12 protein-coding genes and 1 pseudogene are annotated in these 13,086 nt (G+C 42.2%); 11 read left to right on the forward strand and 2 right to left on the reverse strand.

Going from position 1 to position 13,086, the window contains the following annotated elements; translation table 11 throughout:
- Positions 1-30: 30 nt before the first annotated feature.
- The 6 genes and pseudogenes from F1381_RS03215 to F1381_RS03240 all read left to right on the forward strand — a co-directional run bounded on the left by F1381_RS03215 (position 31) and on the right by F1381_RS03240 (position 6,742).
- Positions 31-960 (forward strand): ATP-binding cassette domain-containing protein, encoded by a 930-nt coding sequence (locus F1381_RS03215; protein WP_151733383.1) that lies wholly within the window; start codon positions 31-33, stop codon positions 958-960.
- A gap of 15 nt (positions 961-975) precedes the next feature.
- Positions 976-1,764, forward strand: a complete 789-nt coding sequence (locus tag F1381_RS03220; protein ID WP_151733384.1) for an ABC transporter permease — start codon at positions 976-978, stop codon at positions 1,762-1,764.
- A gap of 109 nt (positions 1,765-1,873) precedes the next feature.
- Positions 1,874-2,191, forward strand: a complete 318-nt coding sequence (locus F1381_RS29215; RefSeq protein ID WP_425495246.1) for a helix-turn-helix domain-containing protein — start codon at positions 1,874-1,876, stop codon at positions 2,189-2,191.
- Positions 2,127-2,273: pseudogene (locus F1381_RS28735) on the forward strand (alpha/beta hydrolase family protein); the annotation flags it as partial. The gene F1381_RS29215 and the pseudogene F1381_RS28735, both read left to right, overlap by 65 nt.
- A gap of 445 nt (positions 2,274-2,718) precedes the next feature.
- Positions 2,719-4,962, forward strand: coding sequence for a U32 family peptidase (locus F1381_RS03235; RefSeq protein WP_151733385.1), 2,244 nt, complete (start codon positions 2,719-2,721; stop codon positions 4,960-4,962).
- A gap of 40 nt (positions 4,963-5,002) precedes the next feature.
- Entirely contained in the window at positions 5,003-6,742 is a 1,740-nt protein-coding gene (locus tag F1381_RS03240) for an ABC-F family ATP-binding cassette domain-containing protein (protein WP_151733386.1), read from the forward strand.
- Between the two features lie 159 nt (positions 6,743-6,901).
- On the opposite strand, the gene F1381_RS03245 is transcribed toward F1381_RS03240, so the two are convergent.
- Complete coding sequence (locus F1381_RS03245; protein ID WP_151733387.1) at positions 6,902-8,350, reverse strand: serine hydrolase domain-containing protein; 1,449 nt, start codon at positions 8,348-8,350, stop codon at positions 6,902-6,904.
- A 440-nt stretch (positions 8,351-8,790) separates the two neighbouring features.
- Here F1381_RS03245 and F1381_RS03250 point away from each other — a divergent pair, with 440 nt between their 5' ends.
- Positions 8,791-9,489 (forward strand): SAM-dependent methyltransferase, encoded by a 699-nt coding sequence (locus F1381_RS03250; RefSeq protein WP_151733388.1) that lies wholly within the window; start codon positions 8,791-8,793, stop codon positions 9,487-9,489.
- Between the two features lie 111 nt (positions 9,490-9,600).
- Here the strand turns inward: F1381_RS03250 and F1381_RS03255 are convergent, their stop codons facing one another.
- On the reverse strand, positions 9,601-10,452 hold the full coding sequence (locus F1381_RS03255) for an aldo/keto reductase (protein ID WP_151733389.1): 852 nt from the start codon (positions 10,450-10,452) through the stop codon (positions 9,601-9,603).
- A gap of 173 nt (positions 10,453-10,625) precedes the next feature.
- Between F1381_RS03255 and F1381_RS03260 the strand changes: the two genes are divergently transcribed.
- From F1381_RS03260 to F1381_RS03275, 4 genes are all read left to right on the forward strand, one after another.
- Positions 10,626-11,075, forward strand: coding sequence for a MerR family transcriptional regulator (locus tag F1381_RS03260; RefSeq protein WP_151733390.1), 450 nt, complete (start codon positions 10,626-10,628; stop codon positions 11,073-11,075).
- A 113-nt stretch (positions 11,076-11,188) separates the two neighbouring features.
- Complete coding sequence (locus tag F1381_RS03265) at positions 11,189-12,043, forward strand: ABC transporter ATP-binding protein (protein ID WP_151733391.1); 855 nt, start codon at positions 11,189-11,191, stop codon at positions 12,041-12,043.
- The gene (locus F1381_RS03270; protein WP_151733392.1) at positions 12,036-12,689 is read left to right on the forward strand and encodes an ABC-2 transporter permease; all 654 of its coding nucleotides are present in this window, start codon (positions 12,036-12,038) and stop codon (positions 12,687-12,689) included. The genes F1381_RS03265 and F1381_RS03270 overlap by 8 nt, the downstream gene beginning before the upstream one ends.
- Positions 12,689-13,054: a GntR family transcriptional regulator gene (locus tag F1381_RS03275; protein WP_151733393.1), complete on the forward strand. Its 366-nt coding sequence runs from the start codon at positions 12,689-12,691 to the stop codon at positions 13,052-13,054. Before F1381_RS03270 ends, F1381_RS03275 begins: the two co-directional genes overlap by 1 nt.
- Positions 13,055-13,086: the final 32 nt, after the last annotated feature.

Below are 13,086 nucleotides of genomic sequence, written 5' to 3' on the forward strand. Positions count from 1 at the left end.
CCTTATTAAATGTGCAAAGGAGAAAACAGAATGACAGAGCTAGCCGTTTCAACTAAAGAGCTCGTTAAAGAATTTCCTAACAAGCGAGCAGTCGATGGTATTTCTTTGGATATTAAGAAAGGAGAGATCTTCGGTATTCTGGGTCCGAATGGTGCAGGAAAGACAACTTTCTTACGAATGCTTGCAACGATTACTAAAGTGTCAAAAGGCAAAGCGATGGTTTTTGGTAAAGACGTCACCAAAGACGCCCGAAAGGTTCGAAGCTTGATTGGCTTGACGGGCCAATATGCAACCGTTGATGAGGAATTGACCGCGATGGAAAACTTGAGGCTCTTTGGGCAATTAAATGGTTTATCAGCGGGTCAATCCAAAGCGAGGGCTCTTGAACTACTCAACCAGTTTTCATTAACCGAGGCAAAGGATCGACCGATTCGTGAATTTTCGGGCGGGATGCGTAGACGGTTGGACTTATCGGTGAGTTTAATCGTGAAGCCTCCACTCATTTTTCTTGATGAACCGACAACGGGCTTAGACCCACGCACACGGGGAGAGATGTGGGAAGTGATCCGCAACTTGGCAAACGACGGGGCAACGATCTTGCTGACAACTCAGTATTTGGAGGAAGCGGATCAACTAGCAGATCGACTGGCGATAATTAATCATGGAAGAATCATTTCTCAGGGAACGCCGAATGAATTGAAATCTTTGTTAAGCGATACCCAATTTGAAATTACTCTGGAGTATATGAGGGACGCCGAAAGAGCCAAAGGACTAATCAAGGCGGAAATCGCTCAGGAGGCTATGATTTCACCCGAAGGAACCAAATTGACCGTTAAGCTGGCAGACACGAAAGTGATGACGAGATTACTATTAGATTTAACTCAGCAAGATATAGAAATCAAAGAGTTTTCGGTTAGAAAACCAACGCTTGATGAGGTTTTTTTGGAACTAACTAAATAATTAGGGGAGATAAACATGGAATCTGTGATAAGCAAACAAAACAACTTAAAGAGCGCTCTGTATGATATTGTTGTAATGGCAAAAAGAAATATCCTGAAAATCAAACATAATCCTGATAAATTGATCGATGTAACCGTAATACCTATTTTCTTCATGATCGTCTTTTCTTATCTGTTCGGAGGTGCGATTGCTGGAGGTGTACAAGGATACTTGCCAATCATCGTGCCGGGAATTCTCATTCAAACACTGGTCATGTCGTCAGCGGCAACGGGCACGCAATTACGGGAGGATTTGGATACTGGCGTTTTTGATCGGTTTAAATCATTACCCATTGTCCGGATTGCTCCACTGGCTGGTTTAGTAACATCAGATATTTTACGATATGTCGCGGCGGCTTTTTTCTCGATCGGTACGGGCTACATTCTTGGATGGCGTCCGGAAGCCGGGTTTGGGTGGTTGATCGTCGCTTCGCTTTTGGCCATATTCGGCGCATGCGCCATCAGTTGGGTGTTTGCATTGATTGGTCTGGTATCCAAATCCGCAGCAACGATCTCTAGTATTTCGACAATGGTCACCATGATGATGTCGTTCCTATCCAACGCCTTCGTGCCTATTGATACGTTGCCCCATTTTTTGCGGAGCGTAGCTGAACATAATTCTATTACTTATTTGGTCACAGCTTTTAAAGATTTAGCCAATCATGGAGAGTTCACTTCAAGCGCATCAATGACCATCTTTATCGGCATACTCCTTGTTATGATTGTCGCTCCAATAACAGTTAAAATATATAATAGAAAAATTTAGGTAAAGCAAAGAAGGACAGGGGCGACTGCCCTGTCCTTTCTTCATAGATGAGGGAGACTAAGGATGGCCCTAAAACTTTCATCTGATAGAAAAGACCACAGCCGAAGAAATTGCAGAATGGGTAGGATACTCCCCCTATCATTTCCACCGAATCTTTCAATCCGTTACACGAAACACCGTCTCAGATTATATCAGGAGGCGGAGATTGACTCTTGCCGCGTACGAATTGTTTCATTCCGATCTTAGAATCGTAGACACGTTGTTTCGGACCATGGAGAAGAAAGCATTGGATGAATCCGGGATGTGGCATTTGCTCTACGGAGTAACCCTCGACCCCTTGATTATCAACAAGGAAAAACTCAAGCCCCTTTCCGGAATCGATGAAGAGCCCGACGTTTCTCCCTTCTCAAGACCCCCCAGGCTTTGATCGCGAACATTTCCATAAAACGCTTAATGCAGACATATTGGATTTTCTTTATACCCATCATGACGGGAGATGTGACGGCTAGGCAAAGCTTTCTGTTCATGTGCATATATCAGGTTGCATAAAGAATATGTTTTTCAGCAAAGGATGACCTTGAAACTTGCCGTTACAGATAGCGCGGTGAACCGTATCATAAGTAGGTGCAAGTTTTTTGTGCTATATAATGACGATTTGCCTTGAAGGGAGCTAGTTCAGAAATGCTTTGAACTTTTGCACCTCTAGGAATATAAGGTCGTTAGAAACAAACGCACAAGCCATTGGCTTGTGCGTTTTGCTGTAGCTTAAGTGTAGTTCTTATTTTATGATTAATCGTGAAATTTGGTTTTTAATAATTTTATTGATTTACTAGGGAGCAGTCATAACATCATTTATCGGATTTATAGTAGTTATTATCGTATTATCCATCTTAACTAGGATAAAGTAATGTCGCTTTAACTAGCGTGTAATTTATGGCTCATAAGGAGGAAGAAATGACTGAGTTATTAGCTCCAGCAGGAAGTATGGAGGCTTTAAAAGCTGCAATTTCGAATGGTTGTGATGCCATATACTTAGGAATGCAAAAATTTGGTGCACGTGCGTACTCCTCTAATTTTGATTTAGAGTCGTTAAAAGAGGCTGTTACGTATGCGCACCTGAGGGACGTTAAAATCTATGTTACCATGAATACCATCGTTTTCGAGAACGAAGTGGAAGAGATGAAAGAACAGATCCGCCAATTAAATGAAATCGGTGTTGATGGCATTATCGTCCAGGACCTAGCTGCTTTCGATTATATCGTTGAGAACTTTCTTGATATGGAAGCACATTGTTCAACTCAAATGGGAATAGACGATGTAGACGGAACTTTATTATTTAAAGAACTGGGTGCTAAAAGAGTGGTTCTGTCCCGTGAGGTTGAGATTAAAAAAGTAAAAGAGATCAAAAGAATAGCGGAAATCCCTTTAGAAATTTTCGTTCACGGCGCTTTATGTGTATCTTATTCGGGAAACTGTCTAATGTCAGGATTGAGCGGCTATCGATGCGCAAATCGCGGAAGATGTGTGGGTTCATGCCGTAAGGAGTATGAACTAATGGATAAGACAACAGATACATCTTTAGGGAAAAGCTATATTCTATCTACTAAGGACTTAAACACAATCGATTATATCGATGATTTAAAAGAAATCGATTCTTTAAAAATAGAAGGTCGAATGAAAGATCCTACGTATGTGGCTAATGTTGTATCCAAATATCGCATGGCCTTGGATCATAAAATAACCGAAGAAGATAAAGAAAATCTAAAAAAAACCTTCAATCGAACATTTACAAAAGGATATTTGTTTCGCGAAGATAGGAGAAATATTACAAACATCATAAGACCGAATAACTTTGGTTATGAAATTGGAACAATCAGCAAAATTGTTAAAGATACGTATGAAATAACACTTACACGTCCTCTAAATCAAAATGATAACATCCGAATAAGTCACAACCATGAAGATGTTAATTTAACGGTTGCAAAACTGTATGATAAAGATGGCGAATTAATCAACAAAGCAGATGATGTCTGCTATATCAAAATCAAAGAAAAGATGTCTACGGGAGATTTAGTCTATAAAACGAAGGATTATTTCTATCACAAAGAATTAGAATCATCACTGGAAAAAGAATTCAAGCGGTTTAAGCTCGATATTCGAGTATATGCATATCCAGATTCAAAGCTTCGCATAGATGCGGAGGGCTTAGGCTTTAATTATTCATATGAAAGCGAGGAAATACTGGGCGAAGCCATTAATAATCCCACAACCATAGACCAGGTAATCAAGCAATTCTCAAGATTAAATGATACGATATTCCAACTTCATCATGTCGATTATGAGGAATGCAATGCATTTATTCCAGCTAAACTGTTAAATGCAGCAAGAAGAGATATTGTACTGGGCTTATATGATTTAAAGCTTAACAGTCAGAAGAAAAGAACCAAGGCTTTGAAAGCAAAAGAAAAAATAAGCTTTGCCCCTGAAAAACCATACCTTACGGCCTCTGTAACGACTAAGGAACAGTATGATGCTTGCGTGAGCTGTGGAATTAAGGAAATCTATTTTGAAAATGTGGTTAGAAGAAATCAGAATGATTATAAGGAAAAAGAAGGGCAGCTCCTAATCGGAGGATATGGCGGAATTTATTACTACAGAGAAACGAATCCGTTTGTTACGGACTATTCACTAAATGTTATTAATGCTACCAGTTGCTATGAATTATATAAATTAGGTGCAAAACGAGTCACTTTATCTTATGAATTAAATAAGAGCCAAATTGAAGATTTAATGAATGCCTATTATGAAGAAAATGATGGCTATCCTGCACTGGAAATGAATGTATATGGCAAGGCTCCTTTGATGTTTACAAAATATTGTCCGATGAAAAAAATGAACCAATGCAGAATTTGCAAAACAAAGAGCTATGAGTTAAAAGATGAGCACGGAACGTTCCCTATCATTTCCCATGATGATTGCACAACGACTCTCCTTAATGGGAAGACGCTTAATCTTCTGGATGAGCTACCAAACCTCAAAGGAATCGAGGCGTTCAGATTAAACTTCACAGTTGAATCTAAAGAACAGGTTGTGAGAGTCATTAATATGGCGTCAGGTAAATTAAATGGCTCAATGAATCAGGCTGTCTTTAATCCGGAAACAGACACAAGAGGACATTTTAATAAAGAGATTTTGTAGGCAGCCCGTCACCACTATCGTTTTTGAGAAAGGTAACCATATGATAAAAGTTGATAACTTATCCTTTTCGTTTCCGCAAAAAGAGCTATATCAGGACATTTCGTTTAAGCTTGAAGAGGGACAACACTGCGCCTTTATCGGAACAAGCGGCAGTGGGAAAAGTACACTGATCGATATACTCATGGACCCGGAAAGACATTTATTTGAGGGCAAATTGGAGATCGACCCGGATTGTACAATCGGGTATGTCAGCCAGTTCTCTCAAGTCGAGCAAAATAAAGAAATGACCGTTTTTGAATATATCGGAGAAAAATTTATTAAGATCCAAGATGAAATCACGTCGATCTATGCGGAAATGGCAACCACATCGGATATGGATTCACTGCTGGAAAAGCTTCAATTGGCTTTGGACGCATTCGCTTCAATGGATGGGGATAATTTCGAAAATAACATCAATAAGCAGCTCAACCTGACCAACCTCATGAAGCTAAAGGACCTTAGCGTATCTGCTCTGAGCGGCGGGGAATTCAAACTTATTCAAGTCATCAAAGAAATGTTGAGCAGTCCTGATTTGATGATCATGGACGAACCCGATGTGTTTTTAGACTTTGAAAACCTAAATGCGCTTAAAAAATTGATCAATTCCCACAAAGGAATGCTGCTGGTCGTTACGCACAACCGCTATTTGCTCAATCATTGTTTTAACAAAATCATACATCTGGAAAACAAGGAGATCCAAGAGTTTGACGGGCGGTATATCGAATATCATTTCTCGTTGCTTCAGACCAAAATTGAGCTGCAAGAAATCGCAGTCGCTGAAGCAGAAGAGATCGAGAGATACGACAGCATCATCGATAATCTTAGAGCGATCGCGACTTATAATTCAGAAGCTTCCAGAGGCAGAGCGTTAAAAGCTAGAGTGAAGTTTCAAGAAAGATTGGAAGCACGTAGAATTAAAGCGCCGTTTGTCGATATTAAGCAGCCGGATATTACATTTGGTATGGATCATGAAATGGAAGACACCACTATTGTAAGAGTCCATGATTACAGCATTGCCTTCAATGAGCTGCTTTTAGAAAATGTTAACTTTGAAATAAAATCTACAGATAAAGTAGCCATTATCGGTGCAAACGGTACCGGGAAAACGACTTTACTCCGAGAAATCTTCAAAAATAATCATGATTCAATTAAGATAAATGCTGATGTGAAAGTGGCTTATTTATCCCAGCTTCAAGGCGAAACGCTCAAGGATTCGAACACTATACTGGATGAGTTCATTGATGCCGGGTTTAACACTTATGATGAGATTAGAGCGTATCTTTCGAACTACGGCTTTGAAGGGGAAATCCTTAATCAAAAGATCGAATCCTTATCCGGTGGAGAAAAAAACATGCTTCAGTTGGCCAAAGTGTCTGCCAGCAAGGCAAACATTCTGCTTCTTGACGAACCGACAAGCCATTTGGATATCTATGCACAGATCGCACTGGAGAAAGCCATCGAAGACTATAAAGGTGCGATTCTGATGGTTTCTCATGATTTCTATTCGGTCGTAAACGGCATGCATTATGTGTTAATCATTGACGATAAGAAGATTAGGAAAATGAGCATGAGAAAATTTAGACAGATGATTTATGCGAGTCACTTTAATCGAGACTATTTGGAAACGGAACAAAAGAAAAAGTCGGTTGAAATGAAAATAGAGTTGGCATTAAAAGATAACCATTTTGAACTTGCAAAAGGATTGGTCGATGAGCTGGGAGAGATCATTAAGCTGCTTTAAAGGATGGCTCTCACAAATCCAGGCCTCAATGATATCGAATTATGGTTTGCGGTACGTAAAGTGTAACTGATGTAAAGAGCTCAATTAAAGCCATCCCAAAAGGGTGGCTTAAAAACTTGCCGTTTCCAGCCATCGCGGAGAACCCTATCAATGAAATGCTTATTTTCGGAAGGAGGCATTATATCGGTGAGTGTATACAAACCATGTAATGCTTGCTGTTAATAATGCCGACGAAATCAAAGCGGTAAGAACACTATATGTTTGCCAAATAAGTATCGTTGACCAATCTAATGCATAGAACAGTATACACTGGACAATCGTAGCAATCAGCAAAATAGCTGTTACGATTACTCGCTTTTTTGTCATTGGCTGCCGCGCATTCGTTTTCCTTCTGCGTAATCCTAAGAGAAAGAACAGAACAGCCAATAGGCAAAGAATAATTGTGGTAGACGACAAAATGATATCCAAAAGCTGTGTGCCGCTTATTTCATATGACTGAGTCAGATTGCCGTCTAATATATCTTTAACTTTTAGTACCATGCTTCTATTGATATTTGCGCCGTTGGTCAGCAAGCAGATAGCTGTTCGTTCATTTGGCAGTATGGCTACTTCGGTTCCAAAATTGGGATTGCCCCCTGGGTGCTCTATAATCGTTTGGTTGGCATTTACCGACCAGCCCGCCGCATAATACATTTCATTGACAGCCGGAACAGACATATCACCCTGATGTGATTTTTCGATAACCGTATGGAATATTTCGGGTATGTCCTGCACAATACCCATCTGTATGCCCATCCAACGCGCCATATCCTTTGTACAAGAAATGATGTAGCCTGCGGGTTTATTCCCGGAATAATCCGGCGCGTTATATGGAGTTGTCATAAAAAAGGAAGAACGGTAGCCCTGTGCCAACTGTCCGGTGGCTTGAGCATCTTCTTTATAAACATACGTCTGGTGAAGACTGAGCGGCTGAAATACCTGTTCTCTCATAAAGTCCTCATAGCTTTGTCCCGACACCATCTCAATAACCAGACCTAATACGTCATAATTAACAGTTCCGTAAGTATACTGCTTACCAGGATAGAACGACAATTCAGAATCTACGAGCATTTCTACGGTTTTTTGCAACATATCCGGCGTATTGCCTTGTGGAATGTTTTGACTGTGACGGCGATTTGTTAAGCCGCTAGTATGGTGTAAAAAGTTATTGAGTGTAATATTTTGCATATCAACGTGTTTCCCCTGATACTTTAATGTAAACCAAGGCAAATATTTCTGGATAGGGTCTGACATTGACAGCAGTCCTTGTTCTTCCATCAGCAGAATACCCGCACCGGTAAAAGCTTTACTTACCGAAGCTAGCTCATATAGAGTATTTTCGCTTGCCGACAGTCCCTTTTCACGATCTGCGTACCCGGAAGAAAAGTAGAGCACCTCATTGTTTGCAAGTATTGAGATTGACATTCCCGGTACACCTGATATACGGCTTGCATCATCGAGTAATGTTTGTATTGAATCGGATTGCGAATCTGATAATGCATAACTTGGTGTTGCGAATCCGGTGAACAGGATAAGTAATGCAACCATAAAGACAATAAATTTTTTCATAGTCTCTCCATTCCGAAAGAACTCCCGTACGGAAAATAAATAATCAGCAGTACGCCTTATTCCCCTAAAGTGTAGTAAGGTATATATTATGAAGCTTATTATTGCAAAATCTTATTGTATGTGAAGAATCATACGCTAAAAAAATTGCTATCATAATCTCCAAAACGTAACTTTCCGCCGTGCTTGGTCATATTTTATGGTTACAGAAAGCTTCGCTATCCCCATTATCCTAATCATACAATATCGGTCACCCGGTAATCTGGCTGATTTGGCTCGGAATTATTGTACTGATAGTTGTAGTGGTAACAAGGCTTGGAGGTTGAGCAGTCGCCACAAATTGACTCTTAGCGATTCAAATAAAAAGGTTTGCATAATTAAATAAATATTGGTAAAGTATCCTCAAGCTAGACATTAGAATAGTTGAGAAAAGGTGAGATGAGATGAGTAGAGCAGAGTTAAAATTGGATTTAAGCCGTGTTGTTTTTATTGGGAGAACCTTTGATGAGTATATGCAGATGTTCAACCTGTCTCAAGAGGAGTTGCGTGGTCGGAAGATTCTTGATTGTCCTGCGGGTGCATGCTCTTTTACATCAATTGCAAACAAAATAGGTGCAGATGCTACTGCAACTGACATTGCTTATTATCATCCTTGTGAGCAACTTGTTAGAAAAGGAATTGATGATATTGAACACGTTATGATAAATTTGGAAAATGCACAAAGTAATTACTTATGGGATTATTTTAAATCGGCAGAAGGGTTAAAACAGCAGAGAATACAAGCGTTAAATAATTGTTCGAATGACATGAGAGAGTTCCCCCATCGGTATGTTCCTGCTGTATTGCCTGTATTGCCCTTCAAAGATAATGAATTTGAATTAACTCTTTCCGCCCATTTCTTGTTTATGTACTCTGATAGGTTGGATTACGATTTCCACGTGCAATCACTTCAGGAGTTATTACGTGTAACAAGAGATGAAGTGCGTATATTTCCTTTAACTGACCTATCTTGCAATAAGTATGAACATTTGGATAAGTTGGTCGATTTCATACAAAGTCAAGGTTGCATTACGGAAGAAATCAAAGTTCCTTATGAGTTTCAGAAGGGGGCTAACAGTATGTTAGTCATTAAGAAGGCTTAATATGAGGTAGTTACTTTCTATATCGCCCAATTCCGCCCATACGTATGATACCAAACGAAAGGACAGAGGCACCCGCCCTGTCCTTTCTTCATGGCTTAACCGCACCAAGGTTTACAGTTCGACTCTCCAGTTGCCCATCATCTTGGCGACTGCCGGATCGCGGTACGATAAGAATAGGCTCTCCCGCGTATCGAGTGCGGAAATGTGTTCCATATCATCCGCGCTCAACGCAAAATCGAAAATCTCGAAATTTTCAACGATCCGCTCCTTGCGTACCGATTTTGGAATGACAACAATCCCCCGCTGAACAAGCCAGCGCAACACGACCTGGGCGACGGATTTGTTGTGTCTTTCCGCAATCGAGGTCAGCACTTCGTTGCTGAACATGTTGTTTCGTCCCTCAGCGAACGGTGCCCACGACTGGTGTTGCACGCCCTGCTCTTTCAAGAAAGCAGCGCTTTCTGTCTGCTGGTGGAACGGGTGCGTTTCGATCTGGTTAACGGCGGGGACAATTTCGTTATGCACAATGAGGTCCATCAGTCGGTCCGGCATGAAGTTACTGACCCCGATGGCCTTGATTGTGCCTTCACGGTACAGCTCTTCCATCGCGCGCCAGGTGCCGTAGTAATCGCCGAACGGCTGATGAATCAGGTACAGATCGAGATAGTCGAGCTGCAGCTTCTCTATGGATTTTGCAAAAGCAAGCTTGGCACTCTCGTAGCCGGCGTCCTGAACCCAAATCTTGGTGGTAATGAACAGCTCCTCACGCGGTACACCGCTGCGCTTGATCGCGCGTCCGACCGCTTCCTCGTTAAGGTAACCGGCGGCGGTGTCGATCAAGCGGTAACCGGCCAACAATGCTTCGTACACCGCGTGCTCGCACTCATCAGCGTCGGGAATCTGGTAGACACCAAAGCCTAGGATCGGCATTTTCACACCGTTGTTCAACGTTACAGTTTGCATGGAAATTCCTCCTATGGATCAGATGGATAACGGCAATCGGCGCGTAGCGTATCCCGGAAATTTGGGACTGGAGCGGGAATTCCGATTACGGCTCAGTTGCATTACAATAAGCTTAGTACCTTCGTGTTACACGAAGGCAAGAGGCTATTATTCATTTTTTAGGGGGAATTCAAATGTATACGGTCAAAGAAGCCGCTCAGATCACGGGACTCACCGAGCACGCCGTGCGCTTTTACACGGATAAAGGTCTGGTGCCAAGCGTACAGCGCAATGAGAATAATATCCGATTATTTGATGGAGAATCGATCAACTGGCTGCAGGGCATCAAATGTCTCAAGCAATCCGGAATGCCGATCAATGTCATTAAAATGTATATCGATTTATGTCTCGAAGGGGATTCGACCATTCTTAAGCGGTACACACTCATGATGGAGCATAAAGAAGCTGCGCTGGCTAAGCTCGAGGAAGCCAAACTGCACGTTGCCCATTTGGAAGAGAAGACCGCTCTATACCAGGCCATTCTGGAGAATCGTTCTCCAGACACGACCAATCCCGCTCTCTGGGACAGCATTCAGCATATGCATGGGGAAGTGTTCTACTCCAGCTCTGCTCGTAGGGCGTGAATTCGTTACGAGTATTTCGGGGAGATTTTCATGGTGAGTATTGACAGGACCGCCTCTCTATAATATATTGTGCATACACGGTATACACAATCTACTGAGGAGGGATGTAAGAAGTGCTTGCGTTAGACATTCGAAACGTAAATAAGAGTTACCCCAATTTTCAACTTAAAAATGTCTCGTTCCAATTGGAGAAAGGCTACATTATGGGGTTTATCGGTGCGAACGGCGCAGGGAAGACCACGACGATAAAATCAATATTGAATATGACCCGCATGGATAGCGGGGAAATTCACGTATTCGGGAAAAATATGGCCAATCACGAGTTTGAACTGAAGCAGGAAATTGGGTACGCCATGGGCGGTGCAGAATTCTACACCCGATGCAAAGTGAAGGCCTTGACTGATGTAATTAAGAAGTTCTATGCCCATTGGGACGATGAAACGTACCGCATTTACCTCCGGAAATTCAAGTTGGATGAAAACAAAAGGATTGCCGAGTTATCGACGGGAATGAAGGTGAAATACAGTATTGCCATTGCCTTGTCCCATGGGGCCAAGCTTCTCATCCTCGACGAACCGACAAGCGGGCTTGATCCGGTTGCAAGGGATGAACTGTTGGATATTTTTCAAGGACTGGTCGCTGACGGCGAGATCAGCATTTTGTTCTCGACGCATATTACTTCAGATTTGGAGAAGTGCGCTGATTTTATAACCTTTATTGAGGATGGGCAGATCGTCCGCAGTGGTGAGAAGGAGGAGTTCAAAGAATCCTATCTTCTTCTAAATGGTGCTGCAACTCAACTGAACCAAGTGAAGGACAGATTGATCTCCTACAAGATGAATTCTTTTGGATTTACGGGGTTGATTCTTGCGGGGGACTACGAACATTCGTGGAACATGAAGGCTGCCACACCGAGCCTTGAGGAAATCATGGTCTATTTCGCGAAGAAGGAGGATGCATATGTATAACCTGGTGTTGAAAGATGTAAGGCTGGCCGTGCCGCCCTTTTTCTTCATACTCCCTTTCTTGATTGGCGCATTAATGCTCATTCCCGGTTGGATCTACTTTATTGTCCTGCTGTACTTCTGCTGGATTACGATTCCTAACTTATTTAACCAATTTAAAGCGCAAAACGATTTGATGTTTACGTCAGTGTTGCCTGTCGCCAAACGGGATATGGTAAAGGCAAGGGTAGCCGTTATCGTCGGCTTAGAGTTGCTGCATATTGTGATTGCCGCGATCTTCGGTTCCATTTCGATGGTCTTATATCCGGACGTAACCTATTATTTCTTCCCGCCAAATATGGGTTTCTGGGGGCTAAACCTGGTCATGCTTGCGATCTTCAATCTCATCTTTATTCCAATGTTTTATAAGACGGCTTATAAATTCGGTTGGGCGCTGTTCGCCGCTGTTACAGCCGCTATGCTGTTCGCCGGAATCGCCCAGTGGCTCGGTATTCAAAGTCCGGTTGTGAATGATCTTTTCTATGGTACCGGTACGCAACAAGTGACGCTCCAAGCCTTCATTCTGATCGCCGGAATTATGATTTTTGCGGCGCTTTCGATCATGGCCTCCCGGCTCGCGGTCAAACGATTCCTCCGAGTGGAACTCTAATGAACATTGCGCTATCGAACACATCGGACAAACCGATTTACCAGCAGCTTTTCGAGCGAATCAGCGCCCAGATTCTCAAAGGAGAGTTGGAAAACGGCTATTGTCTCCCACCGATCCGGCAGGCGGCTCAGGAGCTTAGCATCAGCGTGATTACTGTTAAAAAGGCGTGGGAAGAACTGGAGAGATGCGGATTGATCCATACCATAACGGGAAAAGGCTGTTTCGTCGCTGAACTGTCCTCCGATCGGAAATTGCAAATTCGTGATGAAATGATCTCAAAGCAAATGCTTCTCGACACCTCCTACTACAAATCCTTCGGCCTTACCTTGGATGATGTAATTGCGATGTTGAAGAAGGTATATTAGGCGGGGGAGGAGCTGCTGAGACAGCTCCTTTC

The sequence above is a fragment of the Paenibacillus tengchongensis genome, from assembly GCF_008973665.1.
Lineage (GTDB): Bacteria > Bacillota > Bacilli > Paenibacillales > Paenibacillaceae > Paenibacillus_AQ > Paenibacillus_AQ tengchongensis.